This window comes from Streptomyces sp. NPDC058246, from assembly GCF_042881985.1.
Taxonomy (GTDB): domain Bacteria; phylum Actinomycetota; class Actinomycetes; order Streptomycetales; family Streptomycetaceae; genus Streptomyces.
Map to the genome: position 1 here is coordinate 52,893 of NZ_JBHVWZ010000005.1, position 24,408 is coordinate 77,300.

Sequence of the window (24,408 nt, forward strand, 5' to 3'; positions counted from 1 at the left end):
GGCACAGGAACACGATCCAATCGCGCCCTGTCTCAGCGGTCCAATTTCACCTGAGCCAGGCGCGGATCCCGGCCGCTGTGGGCGAGGGCGCGCTCGAAGACGGGCGCGTCGTCGGGCACCGGCACCGGGTCGGCGAATCCGTCGTACTGGCGGTAGATCTCGCCGTGCGTGTCGACGACGTCCAGGACCAACCGGGCCGCGCCCTTGGACACACGGAAGTCCTGACCGGTGGCGGTCGCGACGTCCCAGCCGTGCACCGCCATCTCCTTGACGATCATCGAGGCGATTTCGGCGGCCGGCATCTTCGCCATTCCGAGGTCGACCTCGCCCTCCCACACATCCGGGTCGTCCCAGGCGGCGACGGCGCGGTCGAGCTGAGCGGCGTACGCCTCGGCCCAGTCGGGATCGGCCGTGAAGTCGCGCGCGGTCAGCTCCTCGGAGAGCCGCTTGCGCAGCGCCCGGTGCTCCAGGCCGTGCGAGGTGTAGAGGACCCAGTGGTTGACGAGGGTGCGGACGTCCCAGCCGGGGCAGTGGGTGGGGCCGGCCAGCTGTGCCGCCGTGACACCGCGCGCGACACGCGCCGCCTCGGCGGCGCATTCGGTCATGTACGAGTGCATGTCGTCGTTCTTCATGCACCTCACGGTAGGAACGACCCGCTCGGGACTCTTGAAGAAACGCGACACCGCCCCGCCGATGGGGGCGCATGGACAAGTGCGGCACCCGCGGCCGGGGCCTATTCGGCAGCCTCCGCGGCTTCGTCGTACGTCGCCACCGCCTCGTCGGCAAGCCGCACCAGCTCTGCCACCGGCAGCGACCCCGCCTCCCTGCGCTCGCGTGCGAACGTGTTCGCCAGCCGTTGGAGCAGTTCGTTCAGCGGAGTCGGTACGCCGTACAGTCGGCCCAGGAGCACGATCTCGCCGTTGAGGTAGTCGGCCTCGATGGTGCCGGTGCCACGGTCGAGGGACTGCCAGGAGGAACCGGCGCCGCGCGCGGAGCCGTCGAAGGGCTCGAAGCGGATCTTGTCACCGCGGGTCCGCTTCTGCTCCTCCTCGTCGACGTACGGGATTCCGGCGGCGGCGAGCACGGCCTCGCCCTCCGCGCGGACGCGCCCGTAGAGCGCACGGCCCACCTCGCTGGTGAGGACACCGCTGACCGCCTCGATGGAGTTGGCGAGGTTGCCGAGCAGTTTGGCGTACTGCCAGCGGGCCACATCGGGGACGACCGGCGCCTCGAAGGAGGACTTCTCCAGGTCGGCGGCGATCCGGCGGACCGTCGCGTCCGTGCCGTGCGGGTGACGGCCGAGGTGCAGGATGCCGGTGAGCGGGGTGCCGGCGGCCGCGACGACGCCGGGTTCGACGAAGGTCGCGGGCAGCCAGACGCAGACGCCGTACACCCGGCGGAAGCGGCGCAGCGCGAGCCGCTGGCTCTCCACGCCGTTCTGCGCGCACACGAGCGGCAGCCGATCGGCGGCCGTGCCGCCGCCCGCGACCGGGGCCGGGCCCCATGCGTCCAGGGCCGCCTGGCTGTCCTGCGTCTTGACGGCGAGCACCAGCACGTCGTCGGCGCGCAACTCCCCGAGCGGCTCCGGCCCGTCGACGGTGAGCAGCCGGTGCGGGTGGATCCCGTCCGGCGTCATGAGGCGCAGCCCGCCCGCGCGCAGCGCCTCGTAGTGCGCGCCCCGTGCGACCAGCACGATCTCGTGCCCCGCCCCGGCCAGCCGGCCGCCGATGGCGCCGCCGACCGCTCCTGCTCCGATGATGATGTAGCGCATGCCATGAGCCTCGCACAGACAGGTGCACCGGCCATCGAGGATCCGGCGAACTCCCCGCCGCTCACACGGCTCTGGGCCTCCGCTCGGCGGGCGCGCGGCCAGGCGGGCTACGGGCTGTCCGCGAGGACTCGCCCCTGACGGAGGCGGAGCGGCCTCGGCTCGGTTGACCTTGCCCCGGCGGCGTACGCGAGGTCAGCCTGCCCGTCAGGAGCCGGTCAGCTCCTCGAGCTTGACGACGGTGTTCCAGTTGCGGCTGGTGGCGGTGACGCCTTTGAGGAGCCTGGGCCTGGAGAGGGCCTCCGCCAGCTTGGAGCGTCCGAGGCCGTCGGGGGCGTACAGGTACAGGACGCGGTCGCCGAGGCGGAACTCCTCCGGGAGGAAGGCGGCCGGGTCGACCGAGGCGAAGCGCTCGGCGTCGACGGGCCCTGAGAAGTACGTGGCGTGCAGCTGCTTGCCCTCCAGTTCGGCCGCCGGGAACGGGCAAGCCTCCCGTACGGCCGTCAGATAGGCGTGATCGCGCACCAGTACGCCGACGGTGAAGCCGAAGTGCTTCTCGATGGCGCCCGCGAGCTCGGCTGCGAGCGAGTCCTCGTCGCCGTGGTCGGCGGAGAAGACCGCGTTGCCGCTCTGCAGATATGTGCGGACGTCGCCGTATCCGAGCCCCTCCATGAGGGTGCGCAGTTCGGCCATCGGCACCTTCTTGGCGCCCCCCACATTGATCCCGCGCAACAGAGCCGCGTACCTCGTCGTCATCCGCACACCTTAGAGGCGGCCGCCGTGCCCCGGGGGGGTGGGCACGACGGCCGCGGTCCGCACCGCAAGTTACCGGCCGGTTGGCACGCAACCCTGCTCGATCGGCCCGCACAGATCAACATCTTCACCGAGCTGTGACTTAATCAACAACCCTTCGAAACAACAAAGCGGGCCCGGCCGGACGGACCGGACACCCTGATCCACATCCCCGAGAAGTCCCGTTACGTGTAAGGGGCTTTCATCCTCCGCAGTGCGGAGGCCCTGGGGTCCGCGGGGAGGACTCATGACCTCGGGGGTTCACCAGGCAGCACGAGGAGACGCTCTTATCCGGCCCATACCTTCATAACGAAAGGTGACGGCAGGGGGCTGTCACCGCGCACAAGGGGGCTGGCCCGTCATGGGGAACGGAGACATACGGGTGCGGGGCATCGCCGCCCGGGCAGGCGGCTGGAGCGCCCGGCACCGATGGGCGGCCGTCGGAATCTGGGTGCTGTTCGTCGTGCTGGCGATGGGACTCGGCTCGGCGGCGGGCCGCGTCGACGTCAAGGAGAGCGATCAGCTCAAGGGCGAGACACACACCGCAGCCAAGATCATCGATGACGCGGGGATCAAGGAACCGGCCAGTGAGAGCGTCCTGATCCAGGCGAAGGGCAAGGACATCCGGGCCACGGACGCCGAGTTCCGGCGGGCCGTCACCGAGGTCGTCAAGGGAGTCGGGGCGACCGGCCAGGTCACCGATGTGACCTCGCCGTACGACACCGGGACGATCTCCAAGGACGGCCGCAGCGCGCTGGTGCAGTTCGACATGCGCGGCGACTCGGAGACCGCGGGTGACCGTGTCGAGTCGGTCCTGAACGCCGTCGAGGGGGTGGGCAAGGACCACGCGGGGCTGCGGATCGAGGAGATCGGCGGCGCCAGCATGAACAAGACCTTCTCCGACGCGTTCGGCGACGACTTCCAGAAGGCCGAGTACTCCGCGGTGCCGGTGGCCCTCGGCATTCTGCTGATCGCCTTCGGCGCGCTGGTCGCGGCGCTGCTCCCGGTGGCGCTCGCGATCACCGCGATCATGGCGACGATGGGCCTGATGGGCATCGTCAGCCATCTGCAGCCGATGAGCGACACCGCCAACTCCGTGATGCTGCTGGTCGGTCTGGCCGTCGGTGTCGACTACTGCCTGTTCTATCTGCGCCGTGAGCGCGAGGAGCGTGCGGCGGGTCGCGACGCCGGCGCCGCGCTGCGGATCGCCGCCGCGACCAGTGGCCGCGCCATCATCGTCTCCGGCGTCACGGTGTGCGTGGCGATGGCGGGCATGCTCTTCACCGGACTCGCCGAGTTCGAGGCGATGGGCCTGGCCTCGCTGATGGTCGTGGCGGTCGCCATGGTCGGCTCCGTGACGGTGCTGCCGGCACTGCTCTCGCTGCTCGGCGAGCGGGTCGAGAAGGGCCGTATTCCGTTCCTGCACCCGGACAAGCGACGCAAGAACGGCCGTAGGAGCAAGGCGGCTTCGGGTGAGCAGGGAAGCCGGTTCTGGGGTGCCGTCCTGCGGGTCGTGCTCGCGAGGCCCGCGATCTCGCTCGTCGTCGCGGCGGGCGCGCTGCTGGCCGTCGCCGCACCCGCGCTGGGCATGAAGACGCAGAACCTTACGCTGGACCAGGAGTTCGGCGACACGCTGCCGATCGTGGGCACGTACAACCGGGTCAACGACGCCTTCCCCGGCGGCTCCGAGCCCGCCGAGGTGGTCGTCAAGGCGAAGGACATCGACGCCGCGGACGTGAAGTCCGCGCTCGCCGACTTCCGTACGCAGGCGATCAGTTCGGGCGCCACGCGCGGCCCGGTCGACATCAAGGTGCACGCCGAAGAGAACGTCGCCTTCGTCTACGTCCCGCTGGTCGGCGGTTCCGACCAGGACAGGGCGGAGAAGAGCCTGGGGCTGCTGCGTGACAAGGTGCGTCCCGACACGCTGGGCAAGGTCGAGGGCGTACAGGCGCCGATCACCGGACAGGTCGCGGGATCGCACGACTTCAACGACCAGTTGATCGGCTCGGTGACCCCGGTCTTCGCGTTCGTGGTCGTCTTCGCCTTCCTGCTGATGCTGCTGTCGTTCCGCTCCCTGACGATCGCGATCACCTCGATCCTGCTCAACCTCCTCTCGGTCGCGGCGGCCTACGGCATCCTGGTCGGCGTCTTCCAGCACGGCTGGGGCGCGTCGCTGGTGGGCGCGGAGGGCGTGGGCGCCATCGTGACCTGGCTGCCGCTGTTCCTCTTCGTGATCCTCTTCGGACTCTCGATGGACTACCACGTGTTCGTGGTCTCGCGAATCCGTGAGGCGCGACTGCGCGGCCGCAGCACCAAGGAGGCGATCCGGCACGGAGTGGTCACCACGGCCGGCGTCGTCACCAGCGCCGCGGTCATCATGGTCGCCGTCTTCGCCATCTTCGGAACGCTGTCCATGCAGTCCATGAAGCAGATGGGCGTGGGCCTCGCGGCGGCGGTGCTCATCGACGCGACGATCATCCGGGGTGTGCTGCTCCCCGCGGTGATGGCACTGCTCGGCGAGCGCAACTGGTATCTGCCGAAGTGGCTGCACCGCCTGCCGGACCTCACGCACGACGAGGCACCGCAGGACGTGTCGCCGCCGGCCGCGCTGGAGGGCGAGCGGGCCGGAGTGTAACGTCCGTCGTGTCAGGGCCTGTTGGTCCCCCCAGGGGGCCAACAGGCCCTATTTGCGCGGTGAGCTCGCCCTGGTCGCCTGGAGGCAGCAGATCGGCCCACTCGCCTGAAGGCGCCTGCACGCGCGCATGGAGATGACTTGGCACACAAGCCTGGAGACGGCTTGGCACACGCGCGCATGGGAACGGCTTGCCCCACAAGCCTGGAGACGGCTTGGCACACGCGCATGGAGACGGCTTGGCACACGCGCACAGAGGTGCTTGCCCTACTTCGCTGGAGGCAGCTCCGCCTCGATGAGGTCGGCCGCGCGTCGGGTGCCGCCCTCCCCCGCCATCTGTTCCCGGACCTCGCGCAGCCTGCGCGCCACCTCGGGATCGTCGACCATCGCGAGTACGGCCTCGCGCAGGGTGTCGGCGGTGGCCTCCTCCATCGGTACGTGGCGGGCGACACCGAGCGCCTGGAGCATGTCGGCGTTGCCGAACTGGTCGACGGCCTGCGGTACGGCGACCATCGGCGTGCCGGTGGCCAGTCCTTCCTGGCTGCCGCCCGCGCCCGCGTGCGTGATGAACGCGTCGGCCTGCCGCAAGACAGCCAACTGGGGTACCCAGGACCGTACTTCCACATTGTCCGGGACCGCGCCCAGCTCGGCCGGGTCCACATGACGGCCGATCTGGAGTACGACATGCCAGCCCGGCAGATCGCCGAAGGCCTTGACGCACTCACGGTAGAAGGCGGGCTGCTTGGTGAAGGTGGAGCCCAGCGACACGAGCAGCACCTTCTCGGCGTCGGCGGGCCGCTGCCAGTCCCCCTGCCCGGCGCGATCGCCCTGACAGGCGCCTACGAACGTGTTGCGCTTCTCGTCGACGCGATCGGCGTTCGGCTGGAGGGCCCTGGGGATCAGGACGAGACAGCGGTCGGGGCGGCCCATGAAGTCCTCGACGCTCAGGTCCATGCCGTTCTCGGCGATCCAGCGCCCGAAGGTCTCGTAGAACGCCCTGCCGCGCGGGGTCCGCTTGAGCGGCTCGAACATCGGCTTGCCGATCTCCTCGTCATACCCTTCCCAGGCCACGAGGTTCGGGGAGAGCTGCACGATCGGGACGCCCCAGCGGTGGGCGAGGACCCGGGCCGGATACGCGGTGATGTCGTAGAGCACCACATCCGGCTCGTCGCCCGCGTACGCCGCCGCCAGCTGCGGCTCGGCCTGCAGTGCGTCCGCCAGGAACGGCTCGATGTTGTCGATCAGTTCGGTCCCCCAGGCCTCCGGGTCGTCGTCGGTGGGCAGCGTCGAGTCCCACAGCTTCGGCTCCGCCCCGGTCTCGGCGACCTTCTCGGCGAAGGCGGGCGGAATCGCGTACGTGACGCGGTGCCCGCGCGCGACGAGCTCCCGGATCACTTCGATGCTCGGGTTCACGTGCCCGTGGGCGGCGATGGAGAACATGGCGATGTGAGCGCGTCGGGTAGTCATGCGGCGAGACTAAGCGAGACGAGACGTCTCGTCCAACTTATTTGGGTCCGCGGTCATGGCGTGCTGACGTGGCGAGTCCCCGGCAGGAGGTGGACGCCTGCCGCTTACTCGCGCGGGTGAGTCCGGCGACGTATCTGCCGCGGATGTCGAAGGCGCTGGTCCGCCTCGGCCGGGACGACTCGGTGCGCGAGCTTCCGGAGGCCCGGCTGGGGCTGCGTGCGCAGGCCGTGAAAGCGGCGCGCGAGCCGGACGAGTCCGACCCCCAGTACACGGAGGTCCTGCCGGACATCGCCGGAGGCAGGGGCTTAGGGATCGGACACAAGAACAAGCCCCGCCCCCCGAGACACCGGGGGGCGGGGCTGGGTTGGAGCGCCGGGCAGGCCTTGCACCTGCATCTCCCCGCAGGAAGCGGGACGTCTTTCCTTGGACCACCAACGCCAGGCTCACCGCGGAGAGTTCCGGCGGTTCGCTCTGGAACGATCATAGCGCAAACACGGCGTAGGGTCACTCCGAGCTTCGTCGAAAACTGCGGCTTCCGGGCGGGCGACGTGCCTGCCCGGGGGTGAGGCGGACGAGCCACATCCCGTCACCTCCTCAGCGCTGATAGCGGGCCAGCACCAGATTTCCGTCCTTCACCAGGCGTGCGCCGAGCTCGCTCAACCCGATCGCCCCGCTGTAGTACTCCTGGAACGCGGGCGTCGCGACCTTGTCCTTCCACTCCGGGTAGCCGCGCACGGACTGGGCGGGCGCTGGGCGGAGGTGGGCCGCGAGGGCGGTGCCGGTCGCCCAGTCGTCCTTGGTGGTGTGCAGGGCGGGGTCCTTGAGGGCCTCGGTTCCGGTGGGCAGCATCCAGTCGCCCAGCGCGAGCCGGACCATGTTCTTCGGCCGGAGCAGGAAGTCGATGAACTCGGCGGCCTCCTTCTTGTGCGGGCTGTCCTCGGCGATGGACAGGGTCTGGGGGCTGACGCCCTGGGTGAGTCCGTCAGCGCCGGCCGGGGCGGGCAGCACCTGCCAGTCGAAGCCCTTCGGCGCCTGCTGCACGATCTGCTGGCGATAGGAGAAGCCGAGCGGGACCATCGCGTACTTGCCGCCGAAGAAGCCGGGAAGCGTGTCGGAGCCGCCCATGCCGAGCGTGGTGCCGGATGCGCTCCGGTCCGCGTTCACCTCGTCGCGCACCGTCCGGGGCACCACTTCGTCGGCCGCGTCGAAACGGACCGTCACCTTGCCGTCGGCGACCAGGTGGAACATCTGCCCGCCCGCGGACAGGGAGAGGTTGAGCGTCGCGGAGACGGGTTCCTTGAGCGGCCACGCGACGCCGTACCTCCCCTGGCCGCTCAGTTGCTTCGCGACCTCCCGGAACTCGTCCCAGGTCCACGGCTTCTCGGGGGTCGGTATGCGTACGCCTGACTGCCGCAGCCACTTGGCGTTGGCGATCAGGACGCGGGGTTCCTGGAGGAACGGCACGCCGTAGATCCCTCCCCCGAAGGTCGCCGTCTCCCAACTGCGCTGCGGAATGTCGGACTTGAGCCGCTCGGGCAGCAGTCCGCGCAGATCGGCGAGGTAGCCGCCGTATGCGAAGTCCGCGAGGTCGTCCGAGGCGTCGTGGATGATGTCGGGCGCCTCACCGCCCTCGAAGGAGGTGAGCAGTTGGTCGTGGACGCTGTCCCAACTCCCCTGGACGTACTCGACCTTGACGTCCGGATGTGCCGCGTTCCACTCCTTCACCAGCTCCTTGTTGGCGGCGACGGACTCCTGCTGCCAGGCGAGCGACTGGAACCGGAGGGTGATCCCTCCGCCCGGTCCGCCACCGCTGCCCCCCGTGCACCCCGCGAGCAGCAGGCCGAACACCGACAGGACCACCAGCATCCTCGTCCGCATCAGTGCCTTGTGCGGCAGTGCCTTCCGCATCAGTGCCTTGTGCGGCAGTCCCGTCCGCGGACGGCTCGGCCATGTCGGATTCGCCCTCATCAGCTCTTCACCGCCCCGGCGAGCATGCCACCCGTGATCCGCTTCTGGATGAGGGCGAAGACGACCAGTGAGGGCAGAGTCGCCAGGAACGCCGCCGCGGCCAGCGGACCGAGGTCCGCGACGCCCTCCGCTCCGATGAAGTGGGTGAGGACGACCGGCAGCGTCTGCTGCTCCGGCGTCTTGAGCAGCACCAGCGCGAAGAAGAACTCGTTCCACGCGCTGATGAACGCGAACAGCGCCGTCGCCACGATGCCCGGCGCGAGCAGCGGCGCCGTGACCGAGACCAGCGTCCGCACCCGGCCCGCGCCGTCCACCGCGGCGGCTTCCTCCAACTCGGCGGGCACCGCCCGGACATACCCGACCAGCATCCACAGCGCGAACGGCAGCGCCCAGACCACGTACACCATGATCAGTCCGGGCATCGAGTCGATCAGCCGGAGGTTCTTGAGGACCAGGAACAGCGGGATGATCACCAGCACGAAGGGGAACGCCTGGCTGACCACGACCCACCCGGTGGCGACCTTCGCCGGCAGCGTGCGGTGCCGCGCCATGACGTACGCCATCGGGGTCGCGATCAGTACGGCGATCACCGCCGCGCCGAGCGCCGCGATCAGCGAGTTGAACCCGGCGCGCAGCAGCGGCTGCTCGTCGAAGGCCTGGCGGAAGTTGGCGAGGGTGGGGTCCTTGGGGATCCAGGTCGGGTGCAGGCTCGCCAGCTCGCGCGCCGGTTTGAAGGCGGTGGAGATCAGCCAGAGGAGGGGGAAGGCGAGGAAGACGAGATAGGCCAGGAGGGCCAGATACTGGCCCGCTCGGGCGCCTTTGCCGGTCTTCACGCGTCCTCGCCTCCCCTCAGCCGGCCCACCAGATACACGGCGAGGATCACCGAGATCACCGCGACCATCACACAGCCCATCGCCGCCGCGTAGCCGAACTGCCCGTAGCGGAACGCCTCTTCGTAGGCGAAGAGCATGGGCAGCCGGGTACGGCCGCCCGGTCCGCCGTTGGTCAGCACATAGACCAGGGCGAAGGAATTGAAGTTCCAGATGAAATTCAGCGCCGTGACGGCGAGCGCGATCGGTCTGAGGGCCGGCCAGGTGACCGTCAGGAAGCGGCGCCAGGCGCTCGCGCCGTCCATCGCGGCGGCCTCGTGCAGTTCGCGCGGGGTGTTCTGCAGCCCGGCGAGCAGCGCGACCGTGGTCTGCGGCATGCCCGCCCAGACGCCGACCACGATCACCGCGGGCAGGGCGGTGCCGAGGCCGCTCAGCCAGTCGCGGCCGTCGCCGAGGCCGAGGTCGCGCAGGGTCTCGTTGAGGATGCCGGCGTCCGGGTTGTAGACCAGCCGCCACATGATGCCGACGACGACTTCGGGCATCGCCCAGGGGACGATCGCGAGGGCACGCGCCAGCCAGCGGAACCGCAGCTCCTGGTTGAGCAGCAGGGCGAGACCGAGCGCGAGCAGGAACTGCGGCACGGTCACCCCGACCGCCCACAGCAGACCGATCCGGAACGAGTCCCAGAACAGCGTGTCGTGCAGCAGGTCCTGGAAGTTGAGGACCCCGATCCACTTCGTCGCCTCGGTCCGTCCCGACTGCGCGTCGGTGAACGCCAGCGCGATCCCGTACAGCAGCGGTCCCACACTCAGCACCAGGATCGGGATCAGCGCGGGGAGCACGAGGAACCAGGCGCCGTGGTCGGCGGGACGACGGTCCCGGCCCGCCGTGCGCGGCGCGCCCTTCGATGACCGCTCCGTCGCGGTCGCCAATGTCACGGATTCAGCTCCTTTGGGCGGCTCGTGGCGGTCCGGCCTCCCAGGCGGCCCCCGTCATGGTCGTGAAGCTGGTGTACGGCGTCAAGACACTGCGCACGCCGCCCGACCTGTGGGAATGCGACACTGGCCGACAGATGGCGTGAACCCGACGCTGTACGAGGGGGCTGCGCGAGGGCAGCGCACCCGTACCCGAGGGACCGCACGGACTGCGCGTGAGGACACGGAGGCGAAGGATGGACGAGGCACGGGCGCGGGACGTACTGGCCGCGGCGGATGTGCTGCCGGGGCCGGCGCGGGATGCCACGCTCCTCGCCCTCGGCGAGAACGCGGTGTTCGCCGCCGGTGACCTGGTGGTCAAGGTGGGGCGCGACGCCGAACTCCTGGACCGCGCACGGCGGGAACTGGACATCGCGGCCTGGCTCGCCGACATGGGCGTCCCCGCCGTGCGGGCGGCCGAGGCCAAGGCGCTGCTGGTGGAGGGACACCCGGTGACGGTGTGGCACCGGTTGCCCGATCCCGTACGGCCCGCCGAGCCGCGGGATTTGGCCGAACTGCTACGGGTGGTGCACGCACTTCCCTCCCCCTCCTTCGCCTTGCCGCCCCGCGAGCTGCTGGGTGGCGTGGAGCGCTGGCTGCGCCTGGCGGGCGACGCGGTCGACCCCCTGGACGCGGCGTATCTGCGGGCGCGCCGCGACGGGTTCGCGGACGCCGCCGCGGCGCTCACGCCGCATCTGCCGCCGGGCCCGATCCACGGCGACGCGCTGCCCCGCAACGTCCATGTCGGCCCCGACGGCCCGGTCCTGGTCGACCTGGAGACCTTCTCCGCCGATCTGCGCGAGCACGACCTGGTGGTCATGGCCCTCTCCCGCGACCGCTACGGACTCCCGGCCGAGGCCTACGACTCGTTCACCGAGGCATACGGCTGGGACGTCCGCGTGTGGGAGGGCTGCTCGGTGCTCCGCGGCGCCCGCGAGACCGCCAGTTGCGCCTGGGTCGCCCAGCACGCGCCGAGCAACCCCAAGGCACTCGCCGAGTTCGAGCGCAGGGTGGCGTCGCTGCGGGACGGGGACGACAGCGTGCGCTGGTACCCCTTCTGAGAGGTCTCACCGAGCGGGAGGCCGATCCGACGGCCGGCCTGAAGGGAGCTCAGACCCGCTCGTCCGCCAGATCGCGCAGCGGCCATGTCCCGTCCACCACCGCGTCCGCGTCGCCCTTGCGGCGCAGGAAGCTCTGGAAGTCGACCGCCCATTCCGCGTACCACTCGATCTGGCGGCGGTGCAGCTCCGCCGGGCCGAGGGCCGCGACCTTCGGATGGCGCTCGGCTATCGCACCGGCGAGCCGGGCCGCGGCGAGCGCGTCGGCCGAGGCGTCGTGCGCGGAGTCCAGCGCCACGCCGTACTCCGTGCAGACCGCTTCCAGGTTCCGCTTGCCGCGGCGGTAGCGGTCGACGGAGCGGTCGATCGTGTAGGGGTCGACGACCGGGGCCGGGTCGACGCCGCCGAGCCGCCGGCGCAGCGACGGCAGTCCGTACCTGCGCAGTTCGGCGGAGAGCAGGGTCAGGTCGAAGGCCGCGTTGTAGGCGACGACCGGGACGCCCGTCTTCCAGTAACCGACGAGGACGTCCGCGATCGCGTCGGCGACCTGGTCGGCGGGCCGGCCCTCGGCCGCCGCACGTTCGTTGCTGATCCCGTGCACCGCCACCGCGTCCGCCGGGATCTCCACGCCCGGATCGGCCAGCCACTCGCGGTGCCCTATCGGTTCTCCGCCCCTGACCTCGATCACGGCCCCCGTGACGATGCGCGCCTCGCGCGGATCGGTCCCGGTCGTCTCCAGGTCGAAGCCGATCAGCAGCTCCCGGTGCCAGCCCATGGGCGGCCCCCTTCCTCGTGGTGCTTTCCCCCAGTGGTCTCCACGATCCCATGAGCCACTGACAATCCGAGGACCGCGTTCCGCTTACCGCCAGAAGTCGTCATTTCAGGACACCGGGCGCGAATCCGCCCAGGCCACCTCGAACTCCTCGCGATAGGTCGGGAAAAGGCCCTCTTCATCCTTGTCATCCGGTTTGACCACCCGGCCCCCGCCGCGCAGCACGAGAACCGGAGCCTCCATGCCGCGCGTACGGCCCAGATACGACTGCACGACCGCGACGCCGTCCGAGCCGTCGCCGTCCACCAGGTAGGCGGTGAAGCGGGGCGTCTCGTCGAAGACCTGGATCTCGAAGGCGCCGGGGTCACGCAGCTTGGACCGCACCCGGCGCATGTGCAGGATGTTCATCTCGACGGCGCGGCTCAACTCTCCTCGCTTGATGCCGAGTTCCCGCTCCCGCCGCTTCACCGCGCTGGACGCGGGGTTCAGGAACAGCAGCCGCACCCGGCAGCCGGACTCGGCGAGGCGGACGAGCCGCCGTCCGGAGAAGTTCTGCACCAGCAGGTTCAGGCCGATACCGATGGCGTCGAGGCGGCGGGCGCCGCCGAAGAGGTCCTCGGCGGGGAACTGGCGCAGCAGCCGCACCCGGTCCGAGTGCACGCCGACCACATCCGCGTACCGGTCGCCGACGAGGTCCTCCACGGCGTCGACGGGCAGCCGGCGCGCGGAGGGCACGTCACTGCCGGCGCCGAGTATCTCCAGGAGCTTCGCCGCGGCCCGCTCGGCCTGGTTCAGGACCGCCTCGGACAGCGCCCGGTTGCGGGAGACCACGTTCCGGGTGACTTCCAGTTCGTCCAGGGCGAGTTCGACGTCCCGGCGCTCGTCGAAGTAGGGCTCGAAGCACGGCCAGTGCTGCACCATCAGCTCACGCAGCTGCGGCAGCGTGAGGAAACTGAGCACGTTGTCGTCGGCCGGGTCGAGCAAGTACCCCTTGCGGCGGCTGACTTCGCGTACGGCGACCGCGCGCTGCACCCACTCCTGTCCGGCGGGTCCGGCCGCGGCGACCACCCATTCGTCGCCGTGGACGGGTTCGTAGATGGGACGGAGAACAGCGGCCACGACCGCGCGCAGCCGCTGTTCGACCAGGTTCAGCCAGATGTAGGCACGCCCGGCTCGCTGAGCGCGCGTACGCACCTCGCGCCAGGCGTCGGCGCCCCAGTCCAGTTCCGGTCCAATGGATCCCATTTCCATCGGCCGTGCCAGGGACACCGCGCCGGGTGGGACATCTGTGGAGTTCCCCTCGTGACCCTCGTCACCAGGAGGCAACTCCAGCCCTCCCGAGCCCACCCGCGCACCGCCTTCCGCTCCCCCGAGCTCTCCCCAGGGGCCAGGCCCCATTCAACGATCAAGGAAGGGTACTCCGGGAGCGGTGGACGGTGCAGCCCGATGGACAGGTAGTTTCTCAACTACCTTGTTCCACATGGCCGTTCTGGTTCGCCAGCTCCGGCGGAGTGAGCGGATTCATAGCGGTGACATCGCGAGGCGCGAGGGAGAAGCCCTGCCAGTGGACCGGCATGGGCTGCTGGTCCTCGTCGCGCGCGATGTGGTGGAAACCCACGTTGACCCAGACCACGGGGTGGGTGAGCGTCTGCCCGTCCACCCACTTGTCGACGGACTTGCCGTGCCCGGCACCACAGTTGCGCAGGTTGTCGCTGGCGAACTGCTCGCACTTGTTGTACTCGGTGAAGTAGATGTCGTGCTTGGTGAAGCTGCGGCCGAGGTACTTGGTCGTCGCGCCCGGGACGATCTCGTACGAGCGCGCGTGGTTGTCCTTGTTCTTGCCGGTGTTGCTGACGAGGCGCCACCAGCGCATGTTCTTGGCGTCGCCCGCGAGTTCCTTGGTGATCTTCGTGCGAGTGGTCTTGTTGCTCGGCGCCTGAGCGCCGTGCGCCGGCGGGCTGACCACGGAGTCGTACTGCTCGACCTTGGCCTTGGAGGAGCCGTCGAGGCCGAAGTTCAGCCGCCAGAAGACGTTGTGGCTGTGGCTGGTGGCGTAGTCCTTGGCGCCCTTGCCGAGCGGCCAGCCGCGGCCGTCGCCCGCGTCGTAGTCGCCGGGCGAGAGGCTGCCGGTCGCGCCGACGTTCATGTTGAGAGTGCCGTCGTCCTGGAAGCGCCACTCGGTGATGTACTCGTACCAGCCGACCTTGTTGACCGTGTAGATCAACAGGTCCTTGCCCTGCTTCTGGAAGACCTTGTTCCCGGTGTCGGCCTGCATGCGGTAGGCGTGGCCGCGGGTACGGGTCGTGGTGCACAGGCCCTTGACGTCGGCATGCTGCGGGTCCCAAGCGTCGGGGATCTTGACCGTCTTGATGGTGCCGCCGGGGCACTCGGCGGGCGCCATGTCGACCAGGCCCTGTCCGAAGCCGGCGCCCGTGAGGTCGCTGTACTCGACCGATCCGTCGTCGTAGGGCACGTCTATCTGGGCGAGCTTCGCGCTGGCGAGGACCTTGATGGGGTGGGCCTCGCCGGGCGGCTGGTACGAGACGTTCTCCAGGACGAGCCCGGCCTCGCTCTCGTAGTGCCAGCACATCCGCCAGGTGGTGCCGGTGGCGAGCTTCTGCTCGATCTTGTACGCCGCGCTGCAGTCGGCGGCCGCCGCGGAGGCGGTCTTGGGCTGGGCGACGGCCGGTCCCGCGGCCGTCGTCGCGCCGGCGGCCAGGGCGAGAGCGGAAAGGCCCACCGCCGTCCGGCCGCGGGCACGACTGATTCTGTTGACGCGCATGAAGAAGTGACTCCTTGCGGAAAGCAGGAAAGCAGAAAGGATGGGAAGAAGCTGGAAGGTGCGAGAAGGCGGCGCTCAGCCGAGCTTGCCGACCTTTCGGGCACTCAGGTCGATCACCAGGTCACGGCTGTCGATCCAGGGCCCGTTCTTGACCTTCGGGAAGAGCCGTACGCAGCGGTGCTTGCCGCATGCGTCGAGGACGGCGGGCTGGGCGCCGGACGTCGCACGGTAGACCATGCTGTTGAGCATCAGCTGGTCGGGCGAGGTCAGCTCCTTGCCGGTGGCGTCCTTGAAGTCCGCCTTCAAGCCCGCGCCGAGCGGGTCGGCGATCAGCAGCTTGGCGGCCTCGACCATCTCGTCGCGGCTCAGTGGCGGCTGGACGTCGTGCTGCGTGCCCGTCTTCTCGACCTTCCCGGTGTCGAGGTTGACGGTCTTGGTGACGAGCGCGTCGTCCTTGTAGTCGTAGAACGACACGTCGGCGCGCCGGGGCGCGTTCGGGTCGTCCAGCTCGCTCGCCTCGGGTTCGGCGAGGTTCACCCCGATGCGCTGCGGGCCGCGCTTGCCCTCGACGTTCTCACTGGCGCTGAACGACTGCTGGTTCAGCGCGATCCGCTCGACCCGCTTCAGCTCGTCGTCGGTCAGCGGGTCGCGGCCCTTGCCCTGCTCGCCCTCGGCCGGTGCCTGCTCGACGACGCCCGGCCGCACGGCCGCCTGGCCCTGCAGCCCCGCCTGCTGAGAGGTCCCGCCGCCCAGGCCCCCGTCCGATTCCTCGGCCCCCGCCGAGCCCGGAAGAGTGATCCCGACCATCACGGCCGTCCCGGCCACCGCGACGGCCGCACCTGCCACCACCTTGCCCAGATGGCGGTGCACTATCTTGCGCACATTTCCCCCTACTCCCCCTATGACGACAGGAGTCGCTTGAGCCCCACTGGTTCGGCATACGGCGTATGCCTGGTCAGTGGGTAAGAGGGATGTAAGTCATAGGAGGTTCCATCACTTTCGGGGAGACTCGGTTCGGACTCGCCCCCACGGGCACGCCACTACTGGAAGAGTCGTATCCATGCAGGTCTGGCCTGGAGAGGCATATCCACTCGGTGCCACGTACGACGGCGCCGGTACCAATTTCGCGGTCTTCTCGGAGGCCGCCGACCGGATCGAGCTGTGTCTGCTGCACGACGACGGCTCGGAGACGGCGGTGGAGCTGCGCGAGACCGACGCGTTCGTCCGGCACGCGTATCTGCCGGGGATCATGCCCGGACAGCGGTACGGCTTCCGGGTGCACGGGCGCTACGCGCCCGAGCGCGGGCAGCGCGCCAACTCCGCGAAGCTGCTCCTCGATCCGTACGCGCGCGCCGTCAGCGGCTCCGTCAAGTGGGGCGAGGAGGTGTACGGCTATCCCTTCGGCTCCCCCGACAAGCGCAACGACCTGGACTCGGCACCGCACACCATGTCCGCGGTCGTGGTCAACCCGTACTTCGACTGGGGGGACGACCGGCGCCCCCGCACGGAGTACCACCACACGGTGATCTACGAGGCCCATGTGAAGGGCCTCACGATGCAGCACCCGGCGCTGCCCGACGAACTGCGCGGGACGTACGCCGCGCTCGCGCATCCGGCGATCATCGAACACCTGACGGAACTGGGCGTCACCGCGCTGGAACTGATGCCCGTACACCAGTTCGTCAACGACCACCGTCTGGTCGAGATGGGCCTCAACAACTACTGGGGCTACAACACCATCGGCTTCTTCGCCCCGCACAACGCGTACGCCTCCTGGGGCGACCGCGGCCAGCAGGTCCTGGAGTTCAAGTCGGCGGTCCGCGCGCTGCACGAAGCGGGCATCGAGGTCATCCTGGACGTGGTCTACAACCACACGGCCGAGGGCAACCACCTGGGCCCGACGCTGTCCTTCAGGGGCCTCGACAACGCCTCGTACTACCGCCTCGCGGACGACCCCCGCTACTACATGGACACCACGGGCACCGGCAACTCCCTGCTGATGCGCTCCCCGCACGTGCTCCAGCTGATCATGGACTCGCTGCGCTACTGGGTCACCGAGATGCACGTCGACGGCTTCCGCTTCGACCTCGCCGCCACCCTCGCCCGTCAGTTCCACGAGGTGGACCGGCTGTCGTCCTTCTTCGACCTGGTGCAGCAGGACCCGGTGGTCTCCCAGGTGAAGCTGATCGCCGAGCCGTGGGACGTCGGCGAGGGCGGCTACCAGGTGGGCAATTTCCCGCCGCTGTGGACGGAGTGGAACGGCAAGTACCGCGACACGGTGCGAGACATGTGGCGCGGTGAGCCGCGCACGCTGGCGGAGTTCGCGTCCCGGCTGACGGGTTCGTCGGACCTCTACCAGGACGACGGCCGCCGCCCGCTGGCCTCCATCAACTTCGTGACCTGCCACGACGGCTTCACCCTGCACGACCTCGTCTCGTACAACAACAAGCACAACGACGCCAACGGCGAGGACAACCGCGACGGCGAGAGCCACAACCGGTCCTGGAACTGCGGTGCCGAGGGCGACACCGACGACGAGGACGTGCTGGCCCTGCGGGGCCGCCAGATGCGCAACTTCATCGCGACGCTGATGCTCTCCCAGGGCGTGCCGATGCTCAGCCACGGCGACGAGTTCGCGCGCACGCAGCGCGGCAACAACAACGGCTACTGCCAGGACAGCGAGCTGTCCTGGGTGCCCTGGCCGGAGGACGGCAGCGAGCTGCTGGACTTCACGCGCGCGATGGTGTGGCTGCGGCGCGACCACCCGGTCTTCCGGCGGCGCCGCTTCTTCCACGGGCGCCCCGTCCAGGGCACCCACGACGAGCTGTCCGACATCGCCTGGTTCACCCCCGAGGGCACGGAGATGACCCAGCGCGACTGGGGCTCCGCGCAGGCGCGGGCGCTGTCCGTCTTCCTCAACGGCAACGCGATCTCCGAACCGGGCCCGCGCGGGGAGCGCATCTCCGACGACTCCTTCCTCCTGATGTTCAACGCCTCCGCCAAGTCGCTGGACTTCGTGGTGCCGGTCAATCACGGGCGGCAGTGGCAGGTCGTCGTCGACACGTCCCGCCCCGAGGGGGTGGCTCCGGGGACGGGCGCCAAGATCGGGGCGGGCGATCGTCTGACACTGGTGGACCGGAGCATGACGGTGTTGCAGCGGCCTGCCTAAGGGGGCGGGTTGGTGCCTTGCCGGGGCAGGTGACGCACGCGCGCGTGGGACTCGATTTCGGGGTGCACGCGCGCATGGGGCTCGCCTTCCGAGTGCACGCGCGCGTGGGGCTCGCCTTCCGAGTGCACGCGCGCGTGGGGCTCGATTGTCTGTGGCTCGCCTGTGTGGGGCCCGATCTCTTCCTCCACGCGCGTGGGGAGGGCCTTTTCGGGTGCGGTGTACGTCGTCGGGCGCGCCGTCAGCGCGATGGCGCAGGCGAGCGCGGCGACCGAACTGCCGACGGCGAACGCCGCGTTGGGGCCGTTGGACTCGGCCAGGCGGCCGGTGACGGCCACGGCGAGGGCCTGGCCCCCGACGATCGCGCTCGTCGCGAAGGCCATCGCCTCGGCCAGCCGGGTCGGCGGCACGGCACGCTCGGTGAGCACGAACACGGTGATCAGATGCGGGGCGTACGCGACACCGAGGACGGTGACGACGGCGTACAGGCCCCAGAGGTTCTCCGTCCACAGCAGGGGCAGGGACAACAGGAGCGCGGCCGCGGTGGCCGCCCTCCAGCGGAGCCTGAGCCCGAGACGGGCTGGCACGGCAGCCATGGTGAGCCCGGCCACGGCGCTCATGACCCCCATGGCGGCGTACACCAGCCCGGCCTGGTCCTCCCGTCCGAGGCGCTCGGTCAACGCGGTGATACCGGCCTGGCAGGCGCCGAACATGGCGCCCTGGAGGGCGAGGGCAGCGCGGAGGGCGTGGACGGAGCGGGGGATGCGGGGGCGTGCGCCGGACGCGCGTGAGCCCGGCGTGCGGCCGTGGTCGCGCGCCGGGTGCGTGGTGGTCGCGGAGGCCGTCGGATGCGACCCGGTGGCCGTTGCGTGCGTCGCGGTCGCTGTCGGGTGCAGGGCGAATCCACTGCCGCACACGGCGGCCAGCAGGGCCGCGCCGCCCAGCGCGTACGCCGGGTGCGCCAGCACCGCTGCGACGCCCACCATGGCGGGGCCCAGCACGAAGGAGATCTCGTCGAGGGTGCTCTCGAGGGACAGCGCGGCGTTCACCGTGCGGTCGTCCGCGCCGCTGCCGCGGGCCAGGGCCACCACGCGGGCTCGGGCCAGCGGGCCGACGAGCGGGACACTCGCTCCGGCGAGGGCGCCGAGCAGGGCGAGGGGTCCCGGGGCCAGATGGCTGAGCGCGCCCGACACCAGGGCGGCGATCGCGAGGGCGTTGGCCAGCGAGAAGACGAGGACGACGGTGCGCTGGCCGTGCTGGTCGGCGAGGCGCCCGACGAGCGGCCCGCAGGCGACCTGCCCGACGGCGAGCGCCCCACCGACCAGCCCCGCGGTGCCCAGCGAGCCACTCGTCCGCGCGACGAGCAGGAGGCTGCCGAACTGGACCGTGGCGGTGGGCAGCCGGCCCAGGAAGGACACGACGGGAAGGGCCGCACCGGTCAGTCCGACGACGCGGCGATAGGTACGGAGGGTGCTGTCGGCACGGTGACGTGTGTCGCCCGTCCCGAGGGCGCTGACCGCTCGGTGGGACGCGCCGTCCGTGCCGAGGCTGTCAGTCGCGCGATGAATCGTGCCCTCCTTGCCGACCATTCCGGGGGTGGTGGCCACTCGGTGAGGTGCACCCGCCGCTCCGGAGCAGCTAGTCGCTCCGTGCGACGTGCGCACCGCTCCGGGGCTGCCGGTCGCACCGTGAGACGCACTCGCCGCTCCAGGGCTACCGGTCGCACCGTGGGGCGGGGCCGTCGTGCAGTCCGTGCCGAGAGGTGTGTCGGGCGTTACCTGTGGCGCAGCGCGCCGCACGCCCGGTGTCACGTCCGCGGCGCGGCCCGTGGGCGGCGTCCCGTACTCGGCGCGGCCCGTGGGCGGCGTCCCGTACTCGGGGTGGTCCATGGGCGGCGTCCCGTACTCGGTGCGACGCTCGTCCGGTGTCCCGTGGAGGCCGCCCGGCTGGGCCGGCAAAGGCGCGGCTTTCGGCTCGGCGGCCGGCTCCGGCGGCGTGCCGTCCGCGCCGGGTGTGCCACGGGTCCCCCGCGCTTCCCGCGTGCCCCGTATGTCGTCGCCTCGCCCCGCGTTCCCCATCGTTCGACGTTAGCCACGCGCGCGTGCCCGGATGCATGCGTCGATGACACGAAAGGCGCTGAGGCGGGTACGTAGCTTCGCATGACACCTGAGCGTCCCGACCCGGTGATTCCGGGCTCGGCGGTCCCCCGCGCGGTGGCTCCCGCCGTGCCGACCGCCACGTACCGGCTGCAGCTGCAGCCGGAGTTCCCCTTCGGGGCCGCCGCGGCGGCCGTGCCGTATCTGGCCTCGCTCGGCGTCTCCCATCTGCACCTGTCGCCCGTTCTGGAGGCGGTACCGGGCTCGATGCACGGCTACGACGTGGTGGACCACGCGCGCGTGCGGGCCGAACTGGGCGGCGAGGAGGGGTTGCGTACGCTGGCGCGCACCGCGCGGGCGCACGGCCTGGGCCTCGTCGTGGACATCGTGCCGAACCACATGGCCATGGCCCCGCGCCACAACCGTCCGCTGTGGGAGGTGCTGCGCGAGGGCCCCGGGTCGCCCTACGCCCGCTGGTTCGACGTCGACTGGGACGCCCAGGGCGGACAGCTCCTGCTGCCGGTGCTCGGAGACCGGCTCGGCGCGGAAATCGACCACCTGAAGGTCGACGGCGACGTACTGCGCTACTACGACCACGTGTTCCCGCTGCGCGAGGGCACCGAGGGGCTGCCGCTGCCACGGCTCCTCGACGCCCAGTGGTACCGCCCGGTGTGGTGGCGACTGGCCCGCACCGAGCTCAACTACCGCCGCTTCTTCAGCATCTCGGAGCTGATCGGCGTGCGCGTCGAGGACCCGGAGGTCTTCGCGGCGACCCACGCGAAGATCCTGGAGCTGCTCGCCGACGGCGTGGTCGAGGGGCTGCGCATCGACCACCCGGACGGTCTCGCGGACCCGGACGCGTATCTGCGGCGCCTGCACGACGCCACCGGAGGCCGCTGGACGGTGGTCGAGAAGATCCTCGCGGACGGCGAGCCGCTCCCAGCGGCGTGGCCCGTCGCGGGTACTACCGGCTACGACGCGCTGCGGCACGTGGACGGCCTCTTCACGGACCCGGCGGGGGCGGGGGAACTCCTCGGCCAGTACCGGCGGTTCGCGTCTCCTCAGGCCGACCGGGGCGGCCACTGGGAGTCGACGGTGCGCAGGGCGGCGTACAAGGTGGTCACGCACGAGCTGGCCACCGAGATCGATCGCCTCACGCGCGTGGTGAGCCGTTTGTGCGCCGCGTCGCCGGACCCGGCGTTGCGCGACCACGCCCCCTGGACCCTGGGCACCGCGCTGCGGGAACTGCTCGTCCGCCTTGAGGTGTACCGCCCGTACCCCTCCACCGACGCCTCCCTGGTGGTGACGGAGGCGGCCGCCGCCGAGGCCCGGGCGGTCTTCACGGTGCCCGAGGAGGCGGCTGCCGTGGACGTCGTACGGGATCTGGTGCTCGGGCGGGCCGGTGACGGGCCGGGGCCCGCGGAGTTCCGGGCGCGGTTCGCGCAGACCTCGTCCGCCCTGCGGGCCAAGTCCGTGGAGGACACGGCGTTCTACCGCTATGTGCCCCTCCTCGCGGCGAACGAGGTGGGCGGCGACCCGGGCGGTCCGGCCGTGTCCCCGGAGGACTTCCACGCGTACTGCGCGCGCGTGCAGCGCGACTGGCCGGCCACCGGTACCGCCCTGTCGACCCACGACACGAAACGCAGCGCCGACGTGCGCGCGGCCCTTTCGGTGCTCACCCAGTGCCCCGAGAGGTGGGCCGACGTCGTGGCGGAGGTGACCCGCGACGGCACGGGTGTGCCCGACCCGCAGGTGGCGTGGGCGGCGTGGCAGACGGTGTTCGGGCTCGGGCCCGCCGATGAGGAGCGGGTCCAGGGAGCGGTGTTGAAGCACATCCGGGAGGCCGGGCTGCGCACCTCCTGGACCGAGCAGGATCACGCGTACGAGGAGGCCGTGGCGGCGTTCGTCGCGGCGGGGCCGTGCGGGGCGCCAGGGCGGCGCGTGGCCGACTTCCGGGCCGCTCTGGCGCCGCATGTCCGGGCGAACGTCCTGGGGGCCGCTCTGGTCCATCTGACGATGCCGGGAGTGCCGGACGTCTATCAGGGCACCGAGGACGAGTACCTGGCGTTGGTGGACCCGGACAACCGGGCGCCGTTCGTACCGCACGAGCCGCACCAGCGGCCCTCGGAGAAGGCCGCGCTGACCTCGGCCGCGCTGCGGCTGCGCGGGCGACGCCCGGCCGTCTTCGGCGACTCGGGGACGTACGCGCCCCTCGCGGCGGAGGGCCCGGGCGCCGCGCACTGTGTGGCGTTCGTACGTTCTGAAGAGGTGGTCACGGCCGTCACGCGGATGTCGTTGCGGCTGGCCGAGGCCGGTGGCTGGCGCGGCACGCGGCTCACGCTTCCCGAGGGGCGGTGGGCCGACGTACTCACCCCGGGGCGGGAGTTCACCGGACACGCGCGCGTGGAGGAGCTTTTCGAGCGGTTGCCCGTGGTGTTGCTGGAACGGGTCAGCACGGACGCACCAGCAGGGTCCGGGGCGAGCGACTGACCAGCCCCTCCGGCGCGGGCCGGAAGCCCGGTGCCCAGCGGAGGTCCGGCAGGGCGTCCAGCAGGGCGTGCAGGCCGTGCTCCGCCGTGAGCCGGGCGAGCAGCGCGCCCGGGCAGAAGTGCCGCCCGGAGCCGTACGCGAGCTCGCCCGGATCCGTGCGGAAGGCGTCGTAGCGGTCCGGGTCGGCGAACCGCGCCGGGTCGCGGCCCGCGGCGCCCAGCAGACACGCCACGACGGCACCCTCGGGGATCGCGCCGACCGGTTCGACGGCCCGGCGCGCCACGACGTGCAGCGGCGGATCGCGGCGCAGCGACTCGGCCCACGCACCGGCCGTCAGCGCGGGACGGTCCCGGATCACGGCCAACTGGCCGGGGTGGTCGAGGAGGTTGGCGAGGAACGACGCGAGCGCCCGCGCGGTCGCCTCGCCGCCCGCTCCGAGCAGCGTCCCGGCGAGCCCCGCCACGGCCTCGTCGGACAGCGGACGTCCGTCCGCCCGGGCCGTGCACAGCGCGGACAGCAGATCGGCACCGGGGTGGGCGCGGCGGCGGGCGATGTAGGGGCGCAGGAAGGCGTCGAGTTCGGGGTGGTGGCCCCCGAGGTGGTCGAGGCCCGTACGGCACCACGCGTGCACACGCGCGGTGCCCTCGTACGGCAGTCCCAACGCGGCGACGGCCGCCGCGGTGGGCAGCCAGTGGCAGAACTCGGCGACGAGATCGGCCTCCTCGCGCGCGGCGAGGCGGCGCGCGAGGACGTACGCCGTGCGTTCGACACCGGCGGTCAGCGCGGCCAGCGCACGCCCGCGGAACGCCGGGGAGACGAGCGCCCGGTGCGCGCTGTGCGTGCCGCCCTCCAGGTGGGCCAGGGTGCGTCCGGGCGGCGACGCGACGAGCCGCCGGTCCGCGAGCGCGGCGCGCACATCGGCGTACCTGCTGACCAGCCAGGCGCCGAACGGCTCGTCGTACACGAGCGGATGACGCTCCCGGAGGGTCCGGTACAGCGGGTACGGGTCACCCTCGGTCCCGGGTGCGAGCAGACTCGGCGGCGCCCCCGAGGAGCTCGCGCCGGGGGGCGCGTACGGGCTCGGGGGCGCGGGCGGGTTGCGTGCGCCGGTCTCCGGGGGTGTGGGCTGGGTGCGTGCGCCGGTCTCCGAAGGCGCCGGCGAGTTGCGTGCGCTGGTCTCGGGGGGCGCGGGCGGGTTGCGTGCGCCGGTCTCGGGGGGCGCGGACAGGTTGCGTGCGCCGGTTTCCGGGGGCGCCGACAGCAGCCGCGCGGGTCGTGGTCCCGTCGGCGAGGCCACGGGCGCGCCTTCGCCGGGAAGGCCGTGAGGACACAGCACCGCCGGCCTCCACCTCAAACGTGCGCGCCGGATCCGCGCGCGGATGTTCTCAGCGGACCATCGCGGCGGCCGGACCGCAGTCCGCGTACACCCGTACGGGTGATGGGGAGTCCTTTCCGCAGGGTCAAGGTTCAGGAGGCGGCCAGAACTCCACGATGGCCTCCGCGGCGCGCCCGTCGGCGATACCCGCGAGAAAACGGTCACGGCGCGCGCCCAGGGCGGGTCGACGGTGCGCGGCACGCCGCACGACGGCACATGGCCGGGTGCGAGCCCGCGG

General features: G+C 71.1%; 17 protein-coding genes. 4 read left to right on the plus strand and 13 right to left on the minus strand.

Annotated elements, in window-relative coordinates:
* Nucleotides 1–32: 32 nt before the first annotated feature.
* The 3 genes from ACFVXA_RS09360 to ACFVXA_RS09370 all read right to left on the minus strand — a co-directional run bounded on the left by ACFVXA_RS09360 (nucleotide 33) and on the right by ACFVXA_RS09370 (nucleotide 2,524).
* Entirely contained in the window at nucleotides 33–632 is a 600-nt protein-coding gene (locus tag ACFVXA_RS09360) for a TIGR03086 family metal-binding protein (RefSeq protein WP_362017467.1), read from the minus strand.
* A 101-nt stretch (nucleotides 633–733) separates the two neighbouring features.
* Nucleotides 734–1,771: a ketopantoate reductase family protein gene (locus tag ACFVXA_RS09365; RefSeq protein ID WP_390024485.1), complete on the minus strand. Its 1,038-nt coding sequence runs from the start codon at nucleotides 1,769–1,771 to the stop codon at nucleotides 734–736.
* A gap of 204 nt (nucleotides 1,772–1,975) precedes the next feature.
* Entirely contained in the window at nucleotides 1,976–2,524 is a 549-nt protein-coding gene (locus ACFVXA_RS09370) for a DUF1697 domain-containing protein (RefSeq protein ID WP_362017463.1), read from the minus strand.
* Nucleotides 2,525–2,921: 397 nt separating this feature from the next.
* Between ACFVXA_RS09370 and ACFVXA_RS09375 the strand changes: the two genes are divergently transcribed.
* Complete coding sequence (locus tag ACFVXA_RS09375) at nucleotides 2,922–5,195, plus strand: MMPL family transporter (RefSeq protein WP_362017461.1); 2,274 nt, start codon at nucleotides 2,922–2,924, stop codon at nucleotides 5,193–5,195.
* A gap of 264 nt (nucleotides 5,196–5,459) precedes the next feature.
* Here ACFVXA_RS09375 and mgt read toward each other — a convergent pair whose 3' ends face one another.
* From mgt to ACFVXA_RS09395, 4 genes are all read right to left on the minus strand, one after another.
* A complete protein-coding gene (mgt, locus tag ACFVXA_RS09380; protein ID WP_390024487.1) occupies nucleotides 5,460–6,659 on the minus strand; it encodes a macrolide-inactivating glycosyltransferase in 1,200 nt (399 codons plus the stop codon).
* 594 nt (nucleotides 6,660–7,253) lie between these two features.
* On the minus strand, nucleotides 7,254–8,537 hold the full coding sequence (locus ACFVXA_RS09385; protein ID WP_390024644.1) for an ABC transporter substrate-binding protein: 1,284 nt from the start codon (nucleotides 8,535–8,537) through the stop codon (nucleotides 7,254–7,256).
* Between the two features lie 89 nt (nucleotides 8,538–8,626).
* Nucleotides 8,627–9,460, minus strand: a complete 834-nt coding sequence (locus ACFVXA_RS09390) for a carbohydrate ABC transporter permease (RefSeq protein ID WP_390024489.1) — start codon at nucleotides 9,458–9,460, stop codon at nucleotides 8,627–8,629.
* On the minus strand, nucleotides 9,457–10,395 hold the full coding sequence (locus ACFVXA_RS09395) for a carbohydrate ABC transporter permease (protein ID WP_383738154.1): 939 nt from the start codon (nucleotides 10,393–10,395) through the stop codon (nucleotides 9,457–9,459). Before ACFVXA_RS09395 ends, ACFVXA_RS09390 begins: the two co-directional genes overlap by 4 nt.
* Nucleotides 10,396–10,628: 233 nt before the next feature.
* Here ACFVXA_RS09395 and ACFVXA_RS09400 point away from each other — a divergent pair, with 233 nt between their 5' ends.
* The gene (locus ACFVXA_RS09400; RefSeq protein WP_383738155.1) at nucleotides 10,629–11,492 is read left to right on the plus strand and encodes a phosphotransferase enzyme family protein; all 864 of its coding nucleotides are present in this window, start codon (nucleotides 10,629–10,631) and stop codon (nucleotides 11,490–11,492) included.
* Between the two features lie 49 nt (nucleotides 11,493–11,541).
* On the opposite strand, the gene ACFVXA_RS09405 is transcribed toward ACFVXA_RS09400, so the two are convergent.
* From ACFVXA_RS09405 to ACFVXA_RS09420, 4 genes are all read right to left on the minus strand, one after another.
* Entirely contained in the window at nucleotides 11,542–12,264 is a 723-nt protein-coding gene (locus ACFVXA_RS09405; protein ID WP_383738158.1) for a 3'-5' exonuclease, read from the minus strand.
* Nucleotides 12,265–12,369: 105 nt separating this feature from the next.
* Nucleotides 12,370–13,659 (minus strand): SAV2148 family HEPN domain-containing protein, encoded by a 1,290-nt coding sequence (locus tag ACFVXA_RS09410; protein ID WP_362017449.1) that lies wholly within the window; start codon nucleotides 13,657–13,659, stop codon nucleotides 12,370–12,372.
* Nucleotides 13,660–13,723: 64 nt separating this feature from the next.
* Entirely contained in the window at nucleotides 13,724–15,043 is a 1,320-nt protein-coding gene (locus ACFVXA_RS09415; protein ID WP_383901078.1) for a copper amine oxidase, read from the minus strand.
* A gap of 75 nt (nucleotides 15,044–15,118) precedes the next feature.
* Entirely contained in the window at nucleotides 15,119–15,925 is an 807-nt protein-coding gene (locus ACFVXA_RS09420) for a Tat pathway signal sequence domain protein (protein WP_362017445.1), read from the minus strand.
* Nucleotides 15,926–16,103: 178 nt separating this feature from the next.
* On the opposite strand from ACFVXA_RS09420, the gene glgX reads away from it, so the two are divergent.
* Nucleotides 16,104–18,212: a glycogen debranching protein GlgX gene (glgX, locus tag ACFVXA_RS09425; protein ID WP_383738164.1), complete on the plus strand. Its 2,109-nt coding sequence runs from the start codon at nucleotides 16,104–16,106 to the stop codon at nucleotides 18,210–18,212.
* On the opposite strand, the gene ACFVXA_RS09430 is transcribed toward glgX, so the two are convergent.
* Nucleotides 18,209–19,816, minus strand: coding sequence for an MFS transporter (locus ACFVXA_RS09430; protein ID WP_390024491.1), 1,608 nt, complete (start codon nucleotides 19,814–19,816; stop codon nucleotides 18,209–18,211). The two genes, glgX and ACFVXA_RS09430, sit on opposite strands and share 4 nt — an antisense overlap.
* A gap of 552 nt (nucleotides 19,817–20,368) precedes the next feature.
* On the opposite strand from ACFVXA_RS09430, the gene treY reads away from it, so the two are divergent.
* Nucleotides 20,369–22,795 (plus strand): malto-oligosyltrehalose synthase, encoded by a 2,427-nt coding sequence (treY, locus tag ACFVXA_RS09435; protein WP_390024493.1) that lies wholly within the window; start codon nucleotides 20,369–20,371, stop codon nucleotides 22,793–22,795.
* On the opposite strand, the gene ACFVXA_RS09440 is transcribed toward treY, so the two are convergent.
* Nucleotides 22,755–24,092 (minus strand): cytochrome P450, encoded by a 1,338-nt coding sequence (locus ACFVXA_RS09440; protein WP_389463471.1) that lies wholly within the window; start codon nucleotides 24,090–24,092, stop codon nucleotides 22,755–22,757. The genes treY and ACFVXA_RS09440 overlap by 41 nt on opposite strands.
* Between the last annotated feature and the right edge of the window lie 316 nt (nucleotides 24,093–24,408).